Here is a 22123-nt window from a genome sequence, read left to right as displayed (position 1 = left end):
AAGCGTACTTTCTGAAGCATGACGAAGGCCCACCCCGCCCTTGAGGTATCCGGACTGCACAAGTCCTTCGGACGGACCCACGCGCTGGACGGCCTCGACCTGACCGTCGAGACCGGCGAGGTCCACGGCTTCCTCGGCCCCAACGGCGCCGGGAAGTCCACCACCATCCGCGTCCTGCTCGGCCTGCTGCGCGCCGACTCGGGCGCCGCGCGGGTACTGGGCCGCGACCCGTGGACGGACGCGGTGGAGGTGCACCGCCGGATCGCGTACGTACCGGGCGACGTGACCCTGTGGCGCAACCTCTCCGGCGGCGAGGTCATCGACCTGTACGGCCGGCTGCGGGGAGGGCTGGACGCCGGGCGCCGCGCGGAGCTGATCGAACGGTTCGAACTGGACCCCACCAAGAAGGGCCGCACCTACTCGAAGGGCAACCGCCAGAAGGTCGCCCTCGTCGCCGCCTTCGCCTCCGACGTGGACCTCCTCATCCTGGACGAACCGACCTCCGGTCTGGATCCGCTGATGGAGGAGGTCTTCCAGCGCTGCGTACGCGAGGAGCGCGACCGGGGCCGTACAGTCCTGCTGTCGTCCCACATCCTCAGCGAGGTCGAGGAACTGTGCGACCGGGTGAGCATCATCCGCAAGGGCGTGACCGTCGAGAGCGGCTCGCTCGCCGACCTGCGCCACCTGACCCGCACCACCGTCACCGCCGAACTCGCCGGCCCGCCGGGCGGCCTGGCCGGTCTCCCCGGCGTCCACGACCTCGACGTCCAGGGCAACCGCGTCCGCCTCCAGGTCGACACCGACAAACTCAACGCCGTCCTGCTCTCCCTGACCGGGTCCGGCGTACGGTCCCTGACCTCCACGCCCCCGACCCTGGAAGAGCTGTTCCTGCGGCACTACCAGGCGGGAGAGGTGGTCGCGCGATGACCACCACCGCCGACACGGACACCGGCCCCGCCGCCACGAACGCCTTCGCCGTACGGTCCGGCGGGACCCGTCAACTGGCCGGTACGGGAACCCTGTTGCGGTTCGCCCTGCGCCGCGACCGCGTGATGGTCCCGGTCTGGGTCGCGGTGACCGGGCTGATGGTCCTCTCCATGCCGAACAGCCTGAAGAGCCTGTACGGCACCGCCGCCGAACGCGCCGACCTCATGCGCCAGATGACCACGAACTCGTCGCTGCGCGCCCTGGTCGGCCCCGTCTTCGACGACTCCCTCGGCGCCCTGACCGCCTGGCGCGTCGGCGTCTACGCCGGTCTCCTCGCCGCCGTCATGAGCCTCCTCGTCGTCATCCGCCACACCCGCGACGAGGAGGAGAGCGGCCGTCAGGAACTGGTCGCCTCGGGGATGGTGGGGCGCCGGGCGTCCTTGACCGCCGCTCTGCTGACGGCGGCGATCGCGAACGGCGGGCTGGCATCGCTCGTCACGCTCGGACTGGCCGGGGAGGGCGCGGTCAGTGCGCTGGCCTTCGGGCTGGGGATCGCGGGTGTCGGGATGGTGTTCGCGACGATGGCGGCGGTCGTCGCGCAGCTGACGGAGAGCGCTCGGCTGGCGCGGGGGCTGACGGCGGGGGTGCTGGGGGCGGCGTTCGTGCTGCGGGCGGCGGGCGACGCTTCCGAGAACGACGGTTCGTCTTTCTTGACGTGGGCGTCACCGCTGGGGTGGCTGGAGAACGAGCGTTCCTTCGCGGATGAGCGGTGGTGGGTGCTGCTGCTGTTCGTGGCGGCGACGGCGATCCAGGGCGCGGTGGCGTACGAACTCGCCGGGCGCCGCGATGTCGGCATGAGCTTCCTGCCGACCCGGCCCGGCCCCGCGGCCGGCCGACTGGGTACGGCCGGCGCCCTGGCCTGGCGGCTCCAGCGCGGCAGCGTCCTCGGCTGGAGCATCGGCTTCTTCCTCGCCGGGGTCGTCTACGGCGGCCTGACCGAGGGCACGGCCGACTTCGTCGGCGACAACGAGGGCGCCCGCGAGATCTTCGAACGCATGGGCGGCCAGTCCGGCCTGACGAACGCCTTCCTCGCCTCGATGATCGGCATGCTCGGCCTGGTCGCCGCGCTGTACATCGTCAGCGCTGTCCTACGCCTGCACGGCGAGGAGACCTCCGGGCGCGCCGAACCGCTCCTCGCGAACGCCGTGGGCCGGCTCCGCTGGGCCGCCGGACACCTGGTCGTCGCCTTCGGCGGCACGGTGTGGATCATGCTCCTCGCCGGTCTCGGCTTCACCCTCGGCTACGGCAAGGAGGCCGGCCCGATCCTGGGCGCGTGCCTCGTCCAGGTCGCCGGGGTGTGGGTCATCGGCGGCACGGCCGTCCTGCTCTACGGGCTCACCCCCCGAGCGGCGGGTGCTGCCTGGGGCCTCGCCGGCGCGGTCCTCCTCATCGGCTGGATCGGCCCCGCGCTCAACGCCCCCCAAGCCCTCCTCGACCTCTCCCCCTTCGGCCACCTCCCGAAGCTGCCGGGCGGGGAGATGGAGTGGACGCCGGTGCTGGTACTGACCGGGCTCGCGATGGTGCTGGTGGCAGGCGGTCTGGCGGGGCTGCGGCGGCGGGATGTGAGCAGCTGAGGGTGGGGTGGGGGGCCGGTGGGCTGGGGGTCGGCGGAGCGGCGGAGCGGCGGAGCGGCGGAGCGGCGGAGCGGCTTCGGAGGATCAGGGGGACGGCGGGGCGCGGGGTGCTGGGCGGCGAGGGGCGGTTGGTGGCGCCGAGACGTGGCGGCCCGTTGCCCGAAGCCGGGCCGTGTCTCTCCGGGCGGGAGAACCATGGCGGGACTCGGGCGCGTCCCTGCGGTCATGGGTCGACCGGAGTAGCCCGGGATGGCAGGGCGGGGCGGGACGAGGGGGCGGGGGTTGGATCGGGAGAGTGCGTTGGGGTGTGGTGGGTGTGCGCTGTCCGGGGTGGGTGCGGTGGCCGCGACGCTCGCGTGGAGCACCTCTGACCGCACCCAACGCCATCTCCAGGGCGGCTTCGAGGGTGAGGGCATGGACTACACCGTCCTCGCCACCGAGCTCCCCTTCGTCGCCCTGGCCGGAGCCGCCCTCCCGGCCGCCGTCTGCCTGCTGATCGCGCTGCTGTCGGCCCGGCGAAGGGGGCCGGGGCCGGGCGGGGAGGGCTCCTCAGATCTGGACGGATAGGCCGTCGAGGCCCCGGATCACGAAGTTCGGCTTCCGGGTCGGCTCGGTGGCGAGGGCGAGGGTGGGTGCCTGGTCCAGGAGCGCCGTCATCGAGGCCGCCAGTTCGATCCGGGCGAGGGGGGCGCCGATGCAGTAGTGGATGCCCGCGCTGAAGGAGATGTGCGGGTTCTCCTCGCGGGTGAGGTCCAGCTTCCCGGGGTCGGTGAACACGGCCGGGTCATGGTTCGCGGAGCCGAACAGCATCGCGATCTCCGCGCCCCGCGGAACCGTCGTCCCGTCGATCTCGATGTCGTCCAGCACCCAGCGCTCGAAGAGCTGCAGCGGGGTGTCGTACCGCATCAGCTCCTCCACCGCCGCAGGCACCAGCGAGTGGTCCGCCCGCAGGGACGCCAACTGCTCCGGGTTCCGGAACAGCGCCCACCAGCCGTTCACCGTGGCGTTCACCGTCGCCTCGTGGCCCGCGTTCAGCAGTAGCACACAGGTCGAGATCATCTCCTGCTCGGTGAGACGTTCGCCCTCGTCGTACGCGGCGATCAGGCCCGAGATCAGGTCCTCGCCGGGCTCCGCCCGACGGTGCGCGATCAGCTCCCGCAGATACTCCGAGAACTCCACCGACGCCCGCACCGCCCGCTTCGCCGTCTCCTCCGACGGGCTCAGCTCGTACATCCCGCAGATGTCCGCCGACCAGGGCCGCAGCGGTGCCCGGTCCGACTCGGGGACACCGAGCATCTCGGCGATCACCGCCACCGGAAGCGGCTCGGCGACATCCGTCAGCAGGTCACCCCCGCCGGCTTCCACCAGCCCGGCCACCAGGTCACCGGCCAGCTCCTCCACGTACGGCTTCAGCCGCTCCACGGTGCGTGGGGTGAACGCCTTCGACACCAGCCGCCGGATGCGCGTGTGGTCCGGGGGCTCCAGGTCGAGCATCCCGTGGTCGTTCAGCGTGTGGAAGGGCTCGTGCTCCGCCGGCGGTGCGCTGCGGGCGAAGTCCTCGTGCGTGAACCTGTGCTGGTACGTCCGCCCGAGCCGCCGGTCCCGCAGCAACGCCGAGACGTCCGCGTGGTGCGGGACGAGCCACTGGTTCGTGGGCTCGTAGTACTGCACTCGGCCCCGGGCCCGCAGCTCCGCGTACGCCGGGTACGGGTCGGCCACGAAGTCGGGGTCCCACGGGTCGAAAGCGAGGTCGGAAGCAGGTGCCATGACCGGACGCTAACCCGCGAGCGGACCGCCTGAACAGGGGGGACCGGCGCGTGACCTCGGCAAAGCGGCTGCCGCGGCTCCCGTCAGCCGGGCGTGACCAGCCGGGCCTCGTAGGCGAACACGGCCGCCTGGGTACGGTCGCGCAGGCCCAGCTTCACCAGGACCCGGCTCACATGGGTCTTGATCGTGGACTCGGCGACCACCAGACGCTCGGCCATCTCCGAGTTGGACAGGCCCTGGGCGATGAGGACCAGGACCTCGGTCTCGCGGTCGGTGAGTTCGCCGTATGCCAGCTGGGTGGCCGCCGAGGGGCGGGGAGACTGGGCCAGCTTGGAGAACTCCGTGATCAGACGCTTGGTGACGGACGGGGCGAGAAGTGCCTCGCCGGCGGCCACCACCCTGACACCGTCGGCCAGTTGGCGGGCGGAAGCGTCCTTGAGGAGGAAGCCGGAGGCTCCCGCGCGCAGCGCCTGGTACACGTACTCGTCGAGGTCGAACGTGGTCAGGACCAGCACCTTCGCCCCGCCGTCCGACGCCACGATCTCCCGGGTGGCCTCGATGCCGTTCAGCTCGGGCATCCGGATGTCCATCAGGACGACGTCCGGCGACAGCTCCCGGACCCGGTCGACCGCGTCCCGGCCGTTCACCGCCTCGCCGACCACCTCGATGTCCGGCATGGCGCCGAGCAGCACGGAGAAGCCCTCGCGGACCATCATCTGGTCGTCGGCGATCAGCACGCGGATCGTCATGCGTCGGCCTCGCTCGCGCTGGACACCGGCAGGAACACCGTCACCTCGTATCCTCCGTCCTCCGTCTCGCCCGTCGTCATCTCGCCGTTCAGCATCGTGACGCGCTCGCGCATGCCGGTGAGGCCGTGACCGGCTCCGTGGGTGGTCTTCACCAGGGTCGCCTCCGGGCGCGGGCCGTTGACTATGCGCAGGCCGAGACCGCCCAGGACGTAGCCGATCTCCACGCGGGCCGTCGCTCCCGGTGCGTGCCGCAGGGTGTTGCTGAGGGCTTCCTGCACTATGCGGTACGCCGACAGTTCCACGCCCTGCGGGAGTTCGCGGACCGCTCCGGTGACCGCCTTGTCGACCGTGAGACCTGCCTCCCGCACGTTGGCGAGCAGGCCGTCGAGGTCGGCGAGGGTGGGCTGCGGGGCGTCCGGGGCCTCGTAGTCCTCGGCGCGGACCACTCCGAGGACGCGGCGCAGCTCGGTGAGCGCCGCCACCGCGTTCTCCCGGATCGTGGCGAAGGCCTGCTCCAGCTCCGGCGGCGGGTTCTCCACGCGGTAGGGCGCGGCCTCGGCCTGGATGGCGACGACCGACATGTGGTGGGCGACCACGTCGTGCAGCTCGCGGGCGATCGTGGTGCGCTCTTCGAGGAGGGTGCGCTTGGAGCGCTCGTGCTCGGTCACCGTCTGCTGCGCGGTCACCTCGCGCTGGGCCGTGCGGCGTATGGTCAGGGCGGAGGCGGCCAGCAGGGTCATGGCGGAGATGACGAGGAGCGGGCCCGAGTTCGACGAGTAGTGGCCCATGCCGAGGGTGCTTTCCACGAACATCCCGTACGCCGCGGTCAGGCCCCACATCCAGGCGGCTATGCGCGGCCGGGTGCGCAGTGCCACGACCGTCATCACCACGAGGTGGGCCGCGAAGCTGCCGGCTGCCCACGGCCAGTCGTCCCACATGTCGCTGAACGCCCCTGTCAGGGGGGTCGCGATCATGGACGCCCAGAAGGCCGCCACGGGCCTGACCAAGGTCAGCAGGACCGGGATCAGGGCGAAGACGGCGGACACCGTCGCGGCGGACCCGCCGTCGTCGCTGGAGGACGCGGCGATGGCCATCGACAGCAGACCGGCGGCCACCACCGCCGCGTGCGGGGCCCAGGCCACGTACTCGCGGAGGCGGCCGGACAGCCGGCTGGTGAACAGGCCGTCCATCTTCATCGGGGGCATCGGCAGGTAGGCGAACGCGTCGTGGAACAGGTCCTGCCGCAGCCTGCGCCACGCGTCCATCGCCACCCGGAATTCCGGGCTGCTCGGCTTGCCCCCGCCGCGCGAGGGCATCGTCATCGTCTGCGTCTGGGTCGTCTCGGTCACGTTGAAAACGGTAGGCGGAGGGCGGGTGCGCCGTCGTCACCTGTGAGGAGGGTCTGCCCGGGTCCGTCTCAGGTACTACGGGTAGGGCGTGGGCGGCGTCCGTGGATCCGCCGGTGGCGTCCGTTCAGTAGCCCGTGGGGCGGACCAGGCCCGATTCGTAGGCGAAGACCGCGGCCTGGGTGCGGTCGCGGAGGCCCAGTTTGACCAGGATGCGGCCCACGTGGGTCTTCACGGTCTGTTCGGCGACGACGAGACGCTGGGCGATCTCGGCGTTGGACAGGCCCTGCGCGATCAGGCTGAGCACCTCGGTCTCCCGCTCCGTCAGATCACCGACGCGAGCCTTGAGGGGGGCACGGGGTGTGGTGCCGAGGCGGGAGAACTCGGCGATGAGGCGGCGGGTGATGCCGGGTGCGAGCAGCGCGTCGCCCGCCGCGATGACCCGTACCGCCTCGGCGAGCTGGTCGGCGGAGGCGTCCTTGAGGAGGAAGCCGGACGCGCCGGCGCGCAGGGCCTCGTAGACGTACTCGTCGAGGTCGAAGGTGGTGAGGACGAGGACTCTGATGTGCGGGTGCTCGGTGGTGATGCGGTGGGTGGCCTCGATGCCGCCGAGCTCGGGCATGCGGATGTCCATCAGGACGACGTCCGGGGCGAGTTCGGTGACCTTGTCGATCGCGTCGAGGCCGTGCACCGCCTGGCCGACGACGTCGATGTCGGGCTGGGTGTTGAGCAGCACCGAGAAGCCCTGCCGGACCATCTGCTGGTCGTCGGCGATCAGTACGCGGATGGTGCTGCTCGTCATGGACTCTGTTCTCCTGTCGTGTCCGGTGCGAGCTCCGAGGGCTCGCCGCCGGGGTCGCCGTTGCGGGGGAGGAAGGCCACGACGGCGAAACCGCCGTGGGAGGTCTCGGTCGCCATGAGCGTGCCACCCAGCATCGCGGCACGCTCACGCATGCCGAGGAGCCCGTGGCCGGCGCCCAGGGACGGCGGGGCCTCGCGGGCGGGACGGGAGTTGATGACCCGTACCTGCAGACCGCGCGGGAAGTGGGTGAGCTCCACCCGAACGGTCGACCCGGGCGCGTGCCGCAGGGCGTTGCTGAGGGCCTCCTGCACTATCCGGTACGCCGACAGCTCCACGCCCGGCGGCAGCGGCCTCTCCTCCCCGTGGATCTCGGTGACGACGGCCAGGCCGGCCGCGCGGGTGTTGTCGATGAGCGCGTCGAGACGGTCCAGGGTGGGCTGCGGGGCGTGCGGGGCGGTGCCCTCGGCCGCGGCCGCTATCCCGTGCGGGTCGTCGGGGTCCGCGTCCGGTGGGTTCTCGGAGCGCAGTACGCCGAGGACGCGGCGGAGTTCGGTGAGGGCCTCCAGCGCGTTCTGCCGGATGCCGTGGAGGTTCTCCTTCAACTCCTCGGACGGGTTTTCCACCAGGTGCGGGGCGACCTGGGCCTGGATGGAGATCACCGACATGTGGTGGGCGACCACGTCGTGCAGCTCGCGGGCGATGCGGCTGCGCTCCTCCAGGAGGGTGCGGCGGGCGCGCTCCTCGGCGGTGATGCTGGTCTGCTCGACGAGTTGGGTACGGGCCTCGCGGCGGCCGCGCAGGGCGCTGCCGAGGAGGACGGCACCGACGAAGAAGGCGAGGGCCAGCGGGCTCGTCGACGCGTACGCATGGGAGCCGGCGAGACCCTGCAGGGCGAAGGTGCCCAGCGTGGTCAGCACCAGCACCGCGATCACCACGCGGTTGGGCAGCCGCAGGGCGAGAAGGAAGAGGATGGTCGCGTGGGCGATCAGCCCCATCGGGCTCCATGGCCAGGGCACGTTGGTGTCGATCGTGCCCTGGGGAAGGGGTGTGGTGAGGCCGTCGGTGACTTCGGGGTGCACGGAGCGGGAGTCACGGACGGTCTGCTCGGTGAACAGCCGGGCTCGGACACCGAGAGCCACGACGGTCGTGACGACCGTGGAGGCCCACCACGCCGGTACCGGCCACCAGAGAGCGAGCACCACCGCTGCCGCCTGCGCCAGCGAGCACAACAGCCCGTACTGCGCGCCCAGTTGATAGGTCTCACCCATCTCGTCGAGGTTTCCGAGCATGGTGAGGCCCGCGACGAGGACGACCAGGCCGTGCGGGAGTCGGCGCAGCCGGGCGGAGGGTGGCAGCGGGTGGGGCTTGGCGCTCCACAGGTCCTCGCGCAGCAGCCGTAGTCCTCTGGTCAGCCGCTTCTCCACCGCACTCATTCGCATCAGCCTAGGCATGGCGTGCCGACGGGGTTGGCGTGTTCGGCTGTTGGGGGCTGGTTCGGGGGCGTATCGGCCAAGAGGCCTTCGGTGGTGAGGCCTTCGGTCGTGAAGCCTGCGGTGGTGAGGTCTTCGGTCGCAAGGGCTTCTGTCGTGAGGGCTTCGGTCGTGGGGTTTTCCTCGGGCGGTGGTTCTCGTAGCCGTGGAACGCTGACCGGCAGAGCAGGAGGGCGAGGGTGAAGACCGGGAGCCAGGCGAGGCGGGCCGCCACCCAGGTCAGGTCGTCGGGGAGGGTGTGCAGGCCGGGGAGGCGGCCCGCCGACAGGCCGGTGGCGGTCGTCGCCATCATCGCCGTCTGGTGCCAGAGGAACACGGTCATCGCGGAGAGGTTGACCAGGGCCACCGCCGCCCAGGCCATCGGCCTGCGCCGCAGGGTGCGGCGGAGGGGGCCGCGCAGCAGGAGGGCCAGGCCGCACTGGGCCAGGCCGAAGGTGACAGCGGCCAGGGTGGGTGGGTTCAGGTTGGAGATCCGTGCGCCGGGGACACCGACCATCGACGCCGGATAACCGGCCCAGAGGATCAGGGCCGCCGTCGCCGCCGTGCCGGACACCAGCAGGGTCCAGCCCGCGCGGAGGCGCTCCAGTTCGCCCCGGGTCCAGGCCGCGCCCAGGGTGTACGGGACCATCCAGCCGGCGGCCAGATTGATCCAGCCGAGGCCCTCGGGGCCGCCGAGGCCGAAGCGGATGAGGTCCACGTGGAGGACGACGGCCAGCGGCCAGAGCGGGTTGAGGCGGGTCAGGAGTGGGGTTGCCGCCGTCAGGGCTGCGAAGACCAGGAGGAACCACAGCGGGGACAGGGCCAGTTTCAGCAGGGTGTGGACCGTGTCGATGCGGGTGCCTGTGGCCAGGAGGGTGATCGTGATCGCGGTCCAGAGGGTCAGGAGGGCGGCGACCGGGAGGAACAGGCGGGTCAGGCGGGTGCGGAGCCATGGGGTGTACGTGGTGCCGTGGGCTCGGGCCGAGGTGTAGCTCTTCGTGGCTACGTGGCCGCCTACCAGGAAGAAGACGGCGAGGGTCTGGAAGAGCCAGGAGATGGGGGCCAGTTGGGGCATGTGTTGGAGGGGGCTGGTGGTGTGGAGGGTGTTGCCGTCCGCGACCAGGGCGGTTACCAGCCAGTGGCCCAGGATTATGCCGAGTATGGCGAGGGCTCGGAGGGCGTCCACTGCGCGGTCTCGGTGGGGTGGGGTGGCGGTGTTGATGTGGTGGGTGGCTCGGCGTAGGGCGTTGCGTGGGGTTCGTGCGGGTGCGTGGGGGTGCCGTCGGCCTTCGGCCGGGTTTGGTTTCCCACCCGCACCGCCCGTGCGGGAATCGTGGTCGGGTGCGGGTGGCCCCTGTGGGGGTCGAGCGCCGTCGGCGACTGCGGCTCGCACTTCGGCCGCATCCCGGACTCCGGCTCGGCTCCCGACTCCTGCCCCTGCTCCCGCTCCCGCTCCCGTTCCCGGAGTGTGTGCAGCCGTTGGCATGGGGGTGTTGTCACGCATGGGATACCTCCGAAGGGGCGCCCTGGGCTATGTGGGCGAGGTTGTTGAGGGAGGTGGAGTGGGGGGTGAAGTAGTCGCTGTGGCCGGCGGGGCCCGCGGTGAAGACGTGGGCGCCGAAGGAGGGGGAGGTGGGGTCGGGGCCGAAGCCGAGGGTGGTGCCGAAGAGGTCGGCTCGGGTGTGGGGGACCATGCCGATCCAGTCGTCCGCGCCTCGGGCCGCCCACACGCGTGCCGAGGTGTGCAGGGCGGCCGCGCTGTCCGCGCCTGTGCCGGGGCTGCCGATCAGGGCCATGTCGTCGATGTCGTCGAGATCGGTGGCGGCGCGGGCGCACACGACCGAGCCGTAGGAGTGGCACAGGAGAGCTATGCCGGTGGAGTCGCCCACCAGGCCTCGTAGTTCGCGGATGAACGTGCGGAGGTGGGGCGCCGCCCGGTCGGCTCGGGTGGGGGTGAGGGCCGTCGTGCTGATGGTTCCGGGTGTTTCGTAGCCGAGCCAGGCGATCACCGCCGTGTCCGGGCCCGTGCGGTCGTGCAGGGCCAGCGCGGCTTTGTGGAGGCGGCCGTAGGTGTCCAGGCTCGTGTCCGAACCAGGAACCAGGATCGCTATGCGGTCGGCTTTCAGCAGGTCGCCCAGGACTTCCACGGCCTGGCCCGGGCCCCGGCCGTCGAACGTCAGGAGTTGCCGGCCGGGTTCCGCCATCCAGCGGTCCGTCGCAGCTCGGCTTCGGTCGCCGTGGGCGTCGGCCATGCGGGCCGCCTCCGCGGCGTTCACGCGGTTGGCCTCGTACGTCGACCGGAGTGTCGTCGGGGTCGGCGGGGCGAGTGATGCCGGGGGTGGGGCGGGGATCCGCGGCCTGGCCGCGGCGGAGAGGGGAACGATGACGGCCGTGGCCACCAACAGGGCGAGGAACGTTCGGCGTAGCCGGGCCGACCAAGGGGTTCGAGACCAGGGGGTGGAGCGGCGAGGGCCTGTCGGTGTGGCGGCCGATGAGAGTGCGGGTGCGGGTGCGCTCGCAGGTGGGGGTGGGGGTGGGGGTGGCCCGGGCTGTGCTTGCGGGTGCGAGGGGCGGCGTTCCGTGGGTGGCCGGAGCTCTGCCTCCGGCCATGTCGCGACCCCCATGCCACCCGCCCCTTCCCGTTCGCGCCGCCCGTCCGTCGGGCCGCTCTGGGAAGGAAGTTATGGATCGGAGGTCGTGGTCGGCGTCACGCCAGGGAGCTCACCTGGGATGTAGCTCTCAGGTACTACGGGTATCAGCGGGGAGGGGTGAGGGCCGTGGTGCGGGGGCTCGCCGGGGCGCCGTTCACCAGGCCAGTTGTGCGATTTCCTCCACCACCACCGCGCACGCGTCCGCCGCCGGATCGATGAGGGGGAAGTGGCCCACCTCCTCCAGCAGGGTCAGACCCACGACCTCGCCCGCCTTGGCCGCGGCGTCGGCGTACGCCTCGGCGACGGCCTGGGGGACGACGATGTCGGCGCGGCCCTGTACGAGGGTGGTGGCGATGCCGGTCGGGAGCAGGAGCGCGGGGTCGGCGTAGGGGCGGCGCTCGGTGAACTTGTCCTGCCCGCCGAGGAGTTGGGCGGTCGCGCCACCACAGACGTCGAGCTTCTCGGCGACGGCGAAGTCGGCGATCGGGGCCAGGGCGACGACGCCGCGGAGGGGGGCGGGACGGGGGGTACGCCACGGAGCGTCGGCCGGGAGCACGTGGCGGCCGGCGGCCCACAGGGCGAGGTGACCACCGGCGGAGTGGCCGGTGAGGACCGTGCGGCGGGGGTCCGCCTGGGGCAGGGCCCGGCCTACGAGGGCGGGGAGGGCGTCGAGGGCTGCGGCGATGTCGTCGAACGTCTCCGGCCAGCGTCCTGCGATCGGGCCCGGGGTGCCGGTGGGTCCGGTCCGGGTGGGAAGTGAGCTTCCCCTTCTGTACTCGACGTTGGCTACCGCGAAGCCGTGGCGGGCCAGGAAGTCGGCGAAGGGGGTGATGTGGTGGCGGTCGTAGGGGGCGCGCCAGGCGCCGCCGTGCAGGACTACGACGAGGGGGGCGGTGCCGGTGGCCGCGGTGGCGGCTGTGGATGCGAATGCGGCCGCGTCGGGCTCGGAGGGTATGGCCGTACCCGGGGCGGTGCGGGGGGCGTAGAAGTCGATCACCTGGTCCGGGTGGTCGCCGTAGGCGGCCGTGATGTCGGGGGCGATCGGGGGGTGCGAGAAGGCGGATGCCTCTTCGGCGGCATCGCGGGCTGCGGCGTCGTCGTCCGGCATGCGCCAACCTCTCGGGGGTGAAACGGATTTGGAAGGGTTTGGGTGGGCGGGTCCCTGGGAGGGGGACGCCTGCCGTTGGCGGGGACGGTATCAGGCGGGTGACGTGCGCTGACACGGGGATGTGACGCCGGGTCAGAGAGGCGGGGCGGGGTAGCGGGGGCGGGGTGGGAACGGGTCCGGGACGGGACGGAAACGGAGCGGGACGGGAAGGGACGGGAGGGAGGGAGGGAGGGAGGGAAGGGAGGGAAGGGGCCCGGCGCCGAGACTGGGGCTGGGCGGGGGCGGGTTTCGCTCACCGGCGCTTGCCGGGTGCCGCCTGCGCCCACCCCTGCCGCCCCCAGCGGCACGACTGCCCGCAGGTGGGGACGGTGTGCCGCCGCAGCGGCACGACTGCCCGCGGCTGGGACGACCGGGCCACAAGATCTCCCTCTCTCTCCCCCCGTGCCCCTACCCCATCGACTTCAACGTCTCCCCCAGCACCCGAGCCGCTCGCTCCGCGTCCGCGAAGCCGACGTAGAGCGGGGTGAAGCCGAAGCGGAGGACGTCGGGGTGGCGGAAGTCGCCGATGACGCCCTGGTGGATGAGGCGTTTCATGACGTCGCCGGCGTCGTCGCAGCGGAGGGCGACCTGGCTGCCGCGTTCCGCGTGGGCGGTCGGCGTGAGGGACTCGACACGGCCTTCGGGGGCGTACGCCGACACGCAGCGCAGGAAGAAGTCCGTCAGGGCCAGGGACTTGGCGCGGACCGACTCGATCGTCACCCCCACCTCTTCGGCGGCGCCCCCGCCCCTCCCCCCGTACCAGACGTCAAGTGCCGCCTCCAGCGCCAGCATGGACAGGATGTCAGGTGTGCCGACGCGGCCCCGCGGCGCGCCCGTGGCCGGCTCGTACGACGGGTGCATGGCGAAAGGCCGGGCGTGGGAGGTCCAGCCGGGGAGGGGGGAGTCGAAGTGCGGCTGGAGGTCGTGGCGGACGTAGAGGTAGGCCGGGGAACCGGGGCCGCCGTTGAGATATTTGTAGGTGCAACCGACCGCCAGGTCGACCCCGTGTTCGTCGAGGCCGACAGGGAGGGCGCCCGCGCTGTGGCAGAGGTCCCAGACGACGCGGGCGCCGACCCCGTGGACCGCCGCCGTCAGGGCGGGGAGGTCGTGGAGGCGGCCGGTGCGGTAGTCGACGTGGTTGAGCAGGACGGCGGCCGTACGGTCGCTCAGGGCGGCCGGCACCTCCGCCGGGGTCACCGGACGCAGCGTGCGGCCCGTCATACGGGCCGCGGACTCGGCGATGTAGCCGTCCGTCGGGAACGTCGTCGCGTCGACCAGGATCTCGTCACGGCGGCCGTCGCCGGCCTCGTCCGCCATGCGTACCGCCGCCACGACCGCCTTGAAGACGTTGACGCTCGTGGAGTCGCCGACCACGATCTGGCCTGGCGCCGCGCCCACCAGCGGAGCGATGCGGTCACCGATCCGCTCGGGCGCGGTCCACCAGCCGCTCTCGTCCCAGGAACGGATGCGCAGTTCGCCCCACTCGCGGTACACGACGTCCGTGAGCCGGCCGGGAACGGACACCGGCAGCGCGCCGAGCGAGTTGCCGTCGAGGTACACGGCGTCGTCGAGGACGAAGCGGGTGCGCAGGCCGGACAGTTCGTCGGCCGCGTCCAACTCCCTTGCGAGGGAGGTCAGTTCAGTGCCGAGTGCGGTGGTTTCAGACATGGGAGCGCGCCGTCCACAGCTCGGGGAAGACGTTCTTCCGGGCGCGCTTCTCCAGCCAGGCCACGCCGGCGGAACCGCCCGTGCCGGCCTTGGAGCCCATCGCGCGGCGGGTGGAGACGAGGTGGTCGTTGCGCCAGCGCCAGACGAGTTCGGCGACATCGGTCAACGCCTCGCCGAGACGGGCGAGTTCGTGGTCCGGGTCGCCGGAATACAGCTCGGTCCACACCTCCTCGACCTCGGCGGAGGGCTCGTACCGCTGGGAGACGTCACGGCCTACGACGGACTCGGGGATCGCGTAACCGCGGCGGGCCAGGAGCCGCAGCACCTCGTCGTAGAGGCTGGGCTCGTGCAGCGCCTTCTCCAGTTCGGCGTGGACGCGGGGGGCGCCCCGGTGCGGTACGAGCATGGAGGCGGACTTCTCACCGAGCAGGAACTCCATCCGGCGGTACATCGCCGACTGGAATCCGGAGCCCTCGCCGAGAGCGGCACGGTAGGAGTTGAACTGGCCCGGGGTGAGCTGGGCGAGCGGGCGCCAGGAGGCGTTCAGGGCCTCCAGTTCGCGTACGGAACGCTTCAGCGCGTCCCTCGCGGTCGCCACGTCGTCGCCCCGGATCGCCGAGGTCGCGGTCTCCCACTCGTGCACGATGACGGTGAACCACAGCTCCATGACCTGGGTGGTCACCAGGAAGACCATCTCCCCGGGGTCGTCGGAGAGGGGGTGCTGGAGGTGGGTGAGGACGTCCGCCTGGACGTAATCCTCGTACGGGGTCGTTCCCTGGAAGTCGAGATGCGGGGTCTCGGGCTCCGAAGCCTCGTGGGGCTGAGCCGTAAGGGACATCGCTGTCTCCTGTTGTGTACTCCGGGTAGCGGTCCGCCCCTGCCGAATTCCGACACGGGGGCCCCGGTCCCCACTCGCATGTTCGGCGATATCCCCCCGCACCGCAAGGTCCGCCTGGTCACACCAGGCGGACCTGCACGAACAACCCCTCGGGTCAGCTCAGCCCAGTGTCTGCGCCGCCGTCGGGGAGGAGTCCTTCAGGAACTGGGAGCAGCGCTCGTACTCCTCCTGCTCGCCGATCTCTCCCGCGGCACGGGCGAGGGCGTGCAGGGCGCGCAGGAAGCCCCGGTTCGGCTCGTGCTCCAAGGAAAATGGTGGATGATGTACACGAGAACGTGAGGGGGCACGGTATGACCGAACAGGAGTGGCTGGACAGCCTCGCGGCCCAGCTGCCTGAGCGGGACCTGGAGTGGGTGGTGGAGCTTGCCAGGATTTGCTCCACGGAGTGGACGGGGAACAAGGCTCCGACAGGGGAGACTCCTCCACAACAAACGGATTGAGGTCCCGGCGTGATCTTGCGCGGTGATTCCGGACGCTTCTTCAGTGTCCGGAACCAATCGGTCAGGGCACGTGCGGCGCGATGCGCGGTCTTTTCGCTGATGCCCCGTGCGGCTTCGTCCGCTCGCGCGTCGCCCTCGCCGCTCCAGCGCGGTCGGCAGAGACGAGGAAGGTTCGTGGGCGTTCCAGCGCATGCCCACCACCCAGTCCGGCTACCGTGCGAGACGGCTGTCGAGCTTGCACAGATGGCAAGGCCGGCCAGCGCTTCAGGCAGTTCGACGAAGGCGTTTTCGCGCGGGCCCCGGTGGCGCAGTTCTTGGAGACCGGCCACGTACGGCAGGCTCTTCGATCGCCCTTGCCACGGAGCCAGAGTTCGCGGAGATTGCGGAAGTCACCAGTGGAAATCCACGGCCAACCGAAACGTACGTCCACTGAGAAACCGGCGGATCGTCCCGATAGACCGAGGCTATGCCGACGTACCCGAGACGTGCACCTCCGCGCCGTTCAACTCTGAAGGCTCGGTTGTCTTCTGGGCGGTGGTGGCGTTGGCGGCAAGGAACGCGCCGGCTGCGGCTGCGGCCTCCTCGCTGGAGTCATAGGTGACATGCTCGGGAGCCTCGTCACCCCGCCCGCTGGCTGCGGTCGCGATCCACCACCAGGTTCCTTCCTCCGCGCGCCAGGTGATGAGGGCCTCTCCGCCGAACGGCTTGACGTGGCTGGGCCCGGTATACGCCTTCTCGTGCCGCACTGGGGACCCGGCTTGCGTTTGTCATCTGAGCACCGGCTCGATGTCCGCCGGGTCGAAGATCGGTCCGTTGGACGCGGGCCTGATGACGACCGCACGGAAGACCTTGAGGACGGCGGCGCGCTGCTGCTCGATCGTCAGCTTCTCCCACCGCTCTCGTATGTCGATGGGACCGGTCGCAAAGGTCGCCGCCTCGGCTCGGTGCAGAGATCGCTCCCGGTGCAGCTCCGCGATCTGCTTCTCCAGGTCCTCGGTGAGCACGATGTAGCGAGCGGCAGACATGCGCTTCTCCTGCCACGCCTGCTTGAACTCGGCCATATCCCGTTCCAGGGAGGCCAGTTGTTCCTCCTTGGTCCATTCCGGCGCACGTTCGCGGACGTTCGCCAGCGCCTTGTCCGAGCTCAGGAACACGGCGTTCCTGATGAGACGGTCGACCGGTTCGCCGGCCCTGGCCACTCCCCCGCATCCCCCGTCGTTCTTACCGGGGCACGCGTACCTGAACTGCGATGACGTCTTCGACTTCCGGTACGACGGGAAGGCCCGCATCTTGGCACCGCACCTTCCGCAGCGAGCGATGCCGGAGAGAAGGTACTTGGTGGCGTAGTCCCGTACGTCCCGCCCCTCCCCTTCCCGCCGAACCTTCTCCTTGAGCAGGTACCAGTCATCGGGGGTGACGATCGGCTCCCAGTCGCCGACGACAGGCTCACCACTCTCGTCCAGGAACAACTCACCCTGGTGCATCCGATATCCGCAGATCCGCGGGTTCATCAGCATCCGCTTGATCTTGGAGTCGTCGAAGAGACCGCCGCTGTGCGACCTCACCCCCTTCTCCCGCCACTCACGCGCGATCGACGCCCAGCGGATGCCGCCCAGGAAGTCCTTCACCGCCTTGCGGAGGTTCTCGGCCTCTTCCGGCACCAGCGTCCTGCGGTCCTCGCGGTTCCATCCGTACGGCGCCCTGCCACCGGGGAGCTTGCCCTGCGCCGCCAGTTCCAGATGTTTGCGCTTCGTACGCCGCGAGGTGTCCGCCGAGGACTTGTTGGCGATGGTGACCTTGATCCGCGCGATGACCCGGCCGTTCTCCGTGGAAAGATCGATATCCGACGCGGATACCGAGTCGAAGACGAGGTGGCGCTTCCGGCGCTCGGCATCCTCGTACTCGTCGATCCACGCCTCCAGTTCACGCGGCTGACGCGTGAAGCGGTCGATGTCCCAGGCGACGACCCCGTCGATCCGCCCGGCCTTGAGGTCTTCCAACATCTGCCGGAACTCCGGGCGGACCGTCTTGCGCTTGTACGCGGAGAGGTCATTGTCCTCGTAGACCTTGGCGACCTCCCACCCCCGGGCAGCGCAGTGCAGTCGGCAGTCCTCTTCCTGCCGTGCGACGCCCAGCCCCTCGGCTTCGTCGTCCTTGCTGATCCGGGTGTAGATGCCCACCTGAATGGCCCCGGAGGACCCCCGCCGTGCCGCCATGCGCCGGATCGTCGCACATCGCGATCAGGTACATCAAGCGCCATTCTCATATCCACCTGGTCCACGGCCGATGTTCCGCGGAGGCGTCCCGGACGCCCACCCCTAAGTGGCAGACTGCTTACATGACGACGCACAAGAACCTGCTCGGCGGCCCGGATCCGACCTACCTGCCGGAGAACGAAGAGGCGTACCGCCTGCTGGGCGAGGAGTCCCAGCCCCCGGTCGAGGTCGCGGCGCACCACCCCACGTTCTCGCTCGCCTGGGCGATGCTCGCCGACGACGCCTTCGAGGCGGGGCGAGTTGTCGAGTCCTACGCCTACGCACGCACCGGCTATCACCGCGGTCTGGACTCGCTGCGCCGGGCCGGGTGGAAGGGGCATGGCCCCATCCCTTGGGACCACCGGGCCAATCGCGGGTTCCTGCGCTGCCTCGCCGCCCTCGCTCGTGCCGCGGGCGAGATCAACGAGAAGGACGAGACGGAGCGTTGCTGGCAGTTCCTCAAGGACAGCAGTGCCGAGGCGTACACGGAGCTGAAGCGGTAGTCACCGCAGTTGAACCGCAAGTGCCGCCGTCACTCAGAAGTGACGGCGGCACGGAATACAGAAACTGAACGATTACATGTAGCACTCTTCTCCCGGGGGACGGGGCCATGGCCCTTCCAGCCGTTGCGGCGCAGGGAGTCCAGGCCGCGGTGGGTGGGGTTTCGTCGGCGGGTGTCCGGCCGGGTTGAAAGGCGCCTCATGGCTCGGGGAGCAGCGTGATCGGGCGGGTGCGGGTCGTGGGTGGTTGCTCACGCAGTTCCCCGCGCCCCTTTCGGGGCTCCGCTAGTCCTTCGCCGCCTCGCCCCGTTGCTCCCCCTCCAGTGGCGGAGCCGTCACGCAGCCGTGTGTGCGGCATTCGGGGTGGTGGCAGTCGGGGGCGGGGCGGCGGACGGTGGTGTAGGAGAGGACCGAGGCGACCAGGAGGGCTGCCGCGCAGACGAGCATGGCCGTGTCGAAGGCGTCGTCGAACTGGGTGGGCGAACGGTAGGCCTCCGGGCCCATGCCCGCGATGAGCGGGAGCGCGGCCACCGCCAGGAGGCCCGCCGCCCGGGCGGCGGCGTTGTTGATGCCGCTGGCCAGACCGGCGTGGTCGGTGGAGACCGAGGCGAGGACGGTGGCGGTCAGGGGGGCCACGAGGGCGACCATGCCGAGACCCATGACGAGGAGGGCGGGCAGGACGTCGGTGGGGTACGAGGCGTCGGGGCCCACGCGGAGCATCAGCAGGACACCCGCCGCGCACAGCAGGGGGCCGACGGTGAGGGGGATGCGGGGGCCGATGCGTTCGCCGAGGGCGCCCGCGCGGGCGGAGAGGAGCAGCATCAGGACGGTGATGGGCAGGAGGGCCGTACCCGCGCCGAGGGCGGAGTAGCCGGAGACCACCTGCAGCTGGAGGGCGGCGAGGAAGAAGAAGCCGCTGAAGGCCGCGTACACGAACAGCGTGACGATGTTGACCGCCGTGAACTGGCGGGACGCGAAGATCTCCGGCGGCATCATCGGGTCGGGGCGGTGGCGTTCGACGTGGACGAAGGCCACGGCCGTCACCACGCCTGCGACGGCCGTGACCACGACCGCGACCGTGCCCGCTCTGGCCTCGACCAGCGCGTACGTGATGAACGCGAGGGAGGCGGCGCCGAGCGTGGCGCCGAGGATGTCGAAGCCCCGCTCGTGGCCGCGGCCTCCCCCACTCGCGGCTTCGACCGGCCGGGAGGTGCCCCCGGCCGATTCCGGTACGTGGCGGAGGGCGATCGGGACGCAGAGGAGGGCGAGGGGGACGTTCAGGAGGAAGACCCAGCGCCAGCCCGGGCCGTCCACCAGCCAGCCGCCGAGGAACGGGCCGACGGCCGCGCCGATGCCGCCGAAACCCGACCACAGGCCTACGGCCTTCGCTCGGTCGTCGGGGTGGAACGACGCCTGGATGAGGGCGAGGGAGCCGGGGGTGAGGAGTGCGCCGCCGACGCCCTGGAGGGCTCGGGCGGCGATCAGCACGCCGCCGGTCGGGGCGATGCCGCACAGGAGGGAGGCCGCGGCGAACCACACCACACCCACGACGAACACCTTGCGGCGGCCGAAACGGTCGCCCAACGCGCCGCCGAGGAGGATCAGGCCCGCGAGGGTGAGCGTGTACGCGTTGACGATCCACTGGAGGCTCGCGAGGTCGGCGTCCAGGTCCAGGCCGATGCGGGGCAGGGCGACGTTCACGACCGTCGAGTCCAGCAAGGCCATGCTGGAGCCGAGCACCGTGGTCAGCAGGATCCACTTGCCCTGGGAGGAGGCCATGCGTACGTCGGCCATGGAGGGATCATCCCGTGCGGAGGGCGATTGGGCCAGATGTGCGGGGGCGCTTACCACCGTGAGGGCCGGTGGCATCACCCTGCGGCGCGAGGCGGCCCGCGTGCCGCCGGCGTCCGGCTGGGACCGTGCCCCGAAACACGGCTGCCCGCAGCCGCTGGTGCGGCTGCGGGCAGGTGTGGGCGGTGCGGCCGCCGCGTACCGCTTCCGCTTACTTGATCTTCGTGCCCGCGGAGCGCAGGTTGCCGCAGGCCTCGACGACGCGGGCGGCCATGGAGGCCTCCGCGAGCTTGCCCCAGGTGCGGGGGTCGTAGGTCTTCTTGTTGCCGACCTCGCCGTCGATCTTCAGGACGCCGTCGTAGTTCTGGAACATGTGGGCCGCGACCGGACGCGTGAACGCGTACTGGGTGTCGGTGTCGATGTTCATCTTGACGACGCCGTTCTCCAGGGCGGTGCGGATCTCCTCCTCGGTGGAGCCGGAGCCGCCGTGGAAGACGAAGTCGAAGGGGGACTCCTTGCCGAAGCGGGAGGCCACGCCCTCGTTCAGCTCCTTGAGGAGGTCGGGGCGCAGGACGACGTTGCCCGGCTTGTACACACCGTGGACGTTGCCGAAGGACGCGGCGAGGAGGTACCGGCCCTTCTCGCCCAGGCCCAGCGCCTCGGCCGTGCGGATCGCGTCGTCGACCGTCGTGTAGAGGGAGTCGTTGATCTCGTGGGAGACGCCGTCCTCCTCGCCACCGGTCGGGGTGATCTCGACCTCAAGGATGATCTTCGCGGCGGCGGCGCGGGCGAGGAGCTCCTGGGCGATGGAGAGGTTGTCGGCGAGGGTCTCCGCCGAGCCGTCCCACATGTGGGACTGGAACAGGGGGTTCTCGCCGCGCGCGACCCGCTCCTCGGACACCGCGAGCAGCGGACGTACGTAGCCGTCCAGCTTGTCCTTCGGGCAGTGGTCCGTGTGCAGGGCGACCGTGACGGGGTACTTCTCGGCCACGATGTGCGCGAACTCGGCCAGGGCGACGGAGCCCGTCACCATGTCCTTGCTGTACTGGCCGCCCAGGAACTCGGCGCCGCCGGTCGAGATCTGGACGATGCCGTCGCTCTCCGCCTCCGCGAAGCCCCGCAGCGCGGCGTGCAGCGTCTGGGTCGAGGTCACATTGATGGCCGGGTAGGCGAACTTGCCTGCCTTCGCCCGGTCGAGCATCTCGTTGTAGACCTCGGGGGTTGCGATGGGCATGGTCCGCTCCTTGTATGTGCGGGTGGCGTTGTGCTTACGAGCCCTGACCTAGGGTTGCGACATCATCGTCGGCCCCATCCTTCCAGACGGGACCCGATGCTCCGGCCAGGGTGTCCAGAACTGTTCGGTAACCCCTGACCTTGGTGTTCGCCGGTGTTTCTACCGGTTCTTCCTACCGGTTCTTCCTACCGTCGGACGAGCCTCGGTCCTCAGTCGAGGCCCAGCTCGTCCTTCGAGAACGCGAAGAGGTACGGGACCCCGGCGCCCTGCTCGATCTTCTCGGCGGCGCCGGTCGCCCGGTCGACGATGGTGGCGACGGCGACGACCTCCGCGCCGGCCTCGCGCACGGCCTCGACGGCGGTCAGCGGGGAGCCGCCGGTGGTGGAGGTGTCCTCGACGACGAGGACCCGGCGGCCGGCGATGTCCGGCCCCTCGACGCGGCGCTGCAGGCCGTGCGCCTTGGCCGCCTTGCGGACGACGAACGCGTCCAGCCTGCGGCCCCGGGCGGCGGCCGCGTGCAGCATCGCGCCGGCCACGGGGTCGGCGCCCATCGTGAGACCGCCGACCGCGTCGAAGTCGAGGTCGGCGGTCAGGTCGAGCAGCACCTGACCGACCAGCGGGGCGGCCTCGCCGTCGAGGGTGACGCGGCGCAGGTCGACGTAGTAGTCCGCCTCCAGACCCGACGACAGGGTCACCTTGCCGTGCACCACGGCCTTGTCCTTGATCTGCCGCAGCAGAGATCCACGTACGTCCACGTCAGTCATGGCAGCCAGCTTAAGGGGGCCCTTATGTCCGCTTACAGGCTGTCCGCCTCCGGGCGCCGCCAGATCCCTCTCCGGGCGCCG

At 70.9% G+C, this 22123-nt stretch carries 19 protein-coding genes and 2 pseudogenes; 4 read left to right on the top strand and 17 right to left on the bottom strand.

All coding sequences use genetic code 11. From position 1 onward, the window contains the following. Nucleotides 1–18 precede the first annotated feature (18 nt). From OG272_RS27590 to OG272_RS27580, 3 genes are all read left to right on the top strand, one after another. Complete coding sequence (locus OG272_RS27590; protein ID WP_326579716.1) at nucleotides 19–927, top strand: ABC transporter ATP-binding protein; 909 nt, start codon at nucleotides 19–21, stop codon at nucleotides 925–927. Then, nucleotides 924–2561, top strand: a complete 1638-nt coding sequence (locus OG272_RS27585; RefSeq protein ID WP_405895127.1) for an ABC transporter permease — start codon at nucleotides 924–926, stop codon at nucleotides 2559–2561. The genes OG272_RS27590 and OG272_RS27585 overlap by 4 nt, the downstream gene beginning before the upstream one ends. Nucleotides 2562–2900: 339 nt before the next feature. Then, on the top strand, nucleotides 2901–3128 hold the full coding sequence (locus OG272_RS27580) for a hypothetical protein (RefSeq protein ID WP_326579719.1): 228 nt from the start codon (nucleotides 2901–2903) through the stop codon (nucleotides 3126–3128). On the opposite strand, the gene OG272_RS27575 is transcribed toward OG272_RS27580, so the two are convergent. The 13 genes and pseudogenes from OG272_RS27575 to OG272_RS27515 form a co-directional block, all read right to left on the bottom strand. Then, a complete protein-coding gene (locus OG272_RS27575) occupies nucleotides 3111–4328 on the bottom strand; it encodes a cytochrome P450 (protein ID WP_327728464.1) in 1218 nt (405 codons plus the stop codon). The genes OG272_RS27580 and OG272_RS27575 overlap by 18 nt on opposite strands. An 83-nt stretch (nucleotides 4329–4411) precedes the next feature. Then, on the bottom strand, nucleotides 4412–5077 hold the full coding sequence (locus OG272_RS27570; RefSeq protein ID WP_326579722.1) for a response regulator transcription factor: 666 nt from the start codon (nucleotides 5075–5077) through the stop codon (nucleotides 4412–4414). Beyond that, nucleotides 5074–6426, bottom strand: a complete 1353-nt coding sequence (locus OG272_RS27565; RefSeq protein ID WP_326579724.1) for a histidine kinase — start codon at nucleotides 6424–6426, stop codon at nucleotides 5074–5076. The genes OG272_RS27570 and OG272_RS27565 overlap by 4 nt, the downstream gene beginning before the upstream one ends. A gap of 124 nt (nucleotides 6427–6550) precedes the next feature. Beyond that, nucleotides 6551–7225: a response regulator transcription factor gene (locus OG272_RS27560; protein ID WP_327728465.1), complete on the bottom strand. Its 675-nt coding sequence runs from the start codon at nucleotides 7223–7225 to the stop codon at nucleotides 6551–6553. After that, complete coding sequence (locus tag OG272_RS27555; RefSeq protein ID WP_327728466.1) at nucleotides 7222–8658, bottom strand: sensor histidine kinase; 1437 nt, start codon at nucleotides 8656–8658, stop codon at nucleotides 7222–7224. The genes OG272_RS27560 and OG272_RS27555 overlap by 4 nt, the downstream gene beginning before the upstream one ends. Nucleotides 8659–8668: 10 nt before the next feature. Continuing rightward, a complete protein-coding gene (locus OG272_RS27550) occupies nucleotides 8669–9916 on the bottom strand; it encodes an acyltransferase (RefSeq protein WP_327732160.1) in 1248 nt (415 codons plus the stop codon). A gap of 274 nt (nucleotides 9917–10190) precedes the next feature. Continuing rightward, complete coding sequence (locus tag OG272_RS27545; RefSeq protein ID WP_405896083.1) at nucleotides 10191–11093, bottom strand: alpha/beta hydrolase; 903 nt, start codon at nucleotides 11091–11093, stop codon at nucleotides 10191–10193. A gap of 406 nt (nucleotides 11094–11499) precedes the next feature. Continuing rightward, nucleotides 11500–12453, bottom strand: coding sequence for an alpha/beta hydrolase (locus OG272_RS27540; RefSeq protein WP_327728467.1), 954 nt, complete (start codon nucleotides 12451–12453; stop codon nucleotides 11500–11502). Between the two features lie 447 nt (nucleotides 12454–12900). Continuing rightward, nucleotides 12901–14160, bottom strand: coding sequence for a kynureninase (gene kynU, locus OG272_RS27535; RefSeq protein ID WP_327728468.1), 1260 nt, complete (start codon nucleotides 14158–14160; stop codon nucleotides 12901–12903). After that, entirely contained in the window at nucleotides 14153–14998 is an 846-nt protein-coding gene (locus OG272_RS27530; RefSeq protein ID WP_326579733.1) for a tryptophan 2,3-dioxygenase family protein, read from the bottom strand. Before OG272_RS27530 ends, kynU begins: the two co-directional genes overlap by 8 nt. Before the next feature lie 159 nt (nucleotides 14999–15157). After that, nucleotides 15158–15319, bottom strand: a pseudogene (locus OG272_RS27525) (DUF3151 family protein); the annotation flags it as partial. A gap of 643 nt (nucleotides 15320–15962) precedes the next feature. Continuing rightward, complete coding sequence (locus OG272_RS27520) at nucleotides 15963–16244, bottom strand: hypothetical protein (RefSeq protein WP_327728469.1); 282 nt, start codon at nucleotides 16242–16244, stop codon at nucleotides 15963–15965. Nucleotides 16245–16265: 21 nt separating this feature from the next. Continuing rightward, a complete protein-coding gene (locus tag OG272_RS27515) occupies nucleotides 16266–17714 on the bottom strand; it encodes a recombinase family protein (RefSeq protein WP_327728470.1) in 1449 nt (482 codons plus the stop codon). Nucleotides 17715–17836: 122 nt separating this feature from the next. On the opposite strand from OG272_RS27515, the gene OG272_RS27510 reads away from it, so the two are divergent. Beyond that, nucleotides 17837–18256 carry a DUF3151 domain-containing protein gene (locus tag OG272_RS27510; protein WP_326579737.1) on the top strand — a complete coding sequence of 140 codons (420 nt, stop codon included), beginning with the start codon at nucleotides 17837–17839 and terminating at the stop codon, nucleotides 18254–18256. An 89-nt stretch (nucleotides 18257–18345) separates the two neighbouring features. On the opposite strand, the pseudogene OG272_RS27505 reads toward OG272_RS27510, so the two are convergent. The 4 genes and pseudogenes from OG272_RS27505 to pyrE all read right to left on the bottom strand — a co-directional run. Beyond that, nucleotides 18346–18420 (bottom strand): annotated as a pseudogene (locus tag OG272_RS27505) (DUF3151 family protein); the annotation flags it as partial. A 118-nt stretch (nucleotides 18421–18538) separates the two neighbouring features. Beyond that, nucleotides 18539–20047, bottom strand: coding sequence for an MFS transporter (locus OG272_RS27500; protein WP_405895126.1), 1509 nt, complete (start codon nucleotides 20045–20047; stop codon nucleotides 18539–18541). 208 nt (nucleotides 20048–20255) lie between these two features. Beyond that, entirely contained in the window at nucleotides 20256–21278 is a 1023-nt protein-coding gene (gene fbaA, locus OG272_RS27495; RefSeq protein ID WP_326579742.1) for a class II fructose-bisphosphate aldolase, read from the bottom strand. Between the two features lie 209 nt (nucleotides 21279–21487). Then, nucleotides 21488–22042, bottom strand: a complete 555-nt coding sequence (pyrE, locus tag OG272_RS27490) for an orotate phosphoribosyltransferase (RefSeq protein WP_326579744.1) — start codon at nucleotides 22040–22042, stop codon at nucleotides 21488–21490. Nucleotides 22043–22123: the final 81 nt, after the last annotated feature.

It is taken from the genome of Streptomyces sp. NBC_00104, from assembly GCF_045160825.1.
Lineage (GTDB): Bacteria > Actinomycetota > Actinomycetes > Streptomycetales > Streptomycetaceae > Streptomyces.
The sequence above is the reverse complement of the archived record's forward strand: the minus strand, read 5'-3'. Positions and strand labels throughout refer to the sequence as shown.

What these genes read in the sequence shown, in the direction of transcription:
- OG272_RS27590 (WP_326579716.1), top strand. Translation starts at nt 19, where the DNA reads ATGACGAAGGCCCACCCCGCCCTTGAGGTATCCGGACTGCACAAGTCC.
- OG272_RS27585 (WP_405895127.1), top strand. Translation starts at nt 924, where the DNA reads ATGACCACCACCGCCGACACGGACACCGGCCCCGCCGCCACGAACGCC.
- OG272_RS27575 (WP_327728464.1), bottom strand. Translation starts at nt 4,328, where the DNA reads ATGGCACCTGCTTCCGACCTCGCTTTCGACCCGTGGGACCCCGACTTC.
- OG272_RS27570 (WP_326579722.1), bottom strand. Translation starts at nt 5,077, where the DNA reads ATGACGATCCGCGTGCTGATCGCCGACGACCAGATGATGGTCCGCGAG.
- OG272_RS27560 (WP_327728465.1), bottom strand. Translation starts at nt 7,225, where the DNA reads ATGACGAGCAGCACCATCCGCGTACTGATCGCCGACGACCAGCAGATG.
- OG272_RS27555 (WP_327728466.1), bottom strand. Translation starts at nt 8,658, where the DNA reads ATGAGTGCGGTGGAGAAGCGGCTGACCAGAGGACTACGGCTGCTGCGC.
- OG272_RS27540 (WP_327728467.1), bottom strand. Translation starts at nt 12,453, where the DNA reads ATGCCGGACGACGACGCCGCAGCCCGCGATGCCGCCGAAGAGGCATCC.
- kynU (WP_327728468.1), bottom strand. Translation starts at nt 14,160, where the DNA reads ATGTCTGAAACCACCGCACTCGGCACTGAACTGACCTCCCTCGCAAGG.
- OG272_RS27530 (WP_326579733.1), bottom strand. Translation starts at nt 14,998, where the DNA reads ATGTCCCTTACGGCTCAGCCCCACGAGGCTTCGGAGCCCGAGACCCCG.
- OG272_RS27515 (WP_327728470.1), bottom strand. Translation starts at nt 17,714, where the DNA reads ATGGCGGCACGGCGGGGGTCCTCCGGGGCCATTCAGGTGGGCATCTAC.
- OG272_RS27510 (WP_326579737.1), top strand. Translation starts at nt 17,837, where the DNA reads ATGACGACGCACAAGAACCTGCTCGGCGGCCCGGATCCGACCTACCTG.
- OG272_RS27500 (WP_405895126.1), bottom strand. Translation starts at nt 20,047, where the DNA reads ATGGCCGACGTACGCATGGCCTCCTCCCAGGGCAAGTGGATCCTGCTG.
- fbaA (WP_326579742.1), bottom strand. Translation starts at nt 21,278, where the DNA reads ATGCCCATCGCAACCCCCGAGGTCTACAACGAGATGCTCGACCGGGCG.
- pyrE (WP_326579744.1), bottom strand. Translation starts at nt 22,042, where the DNA reads ATGACTGACGTGGACGTACGTGGATCTCTGCTGCGGCAGATCAAGGAC.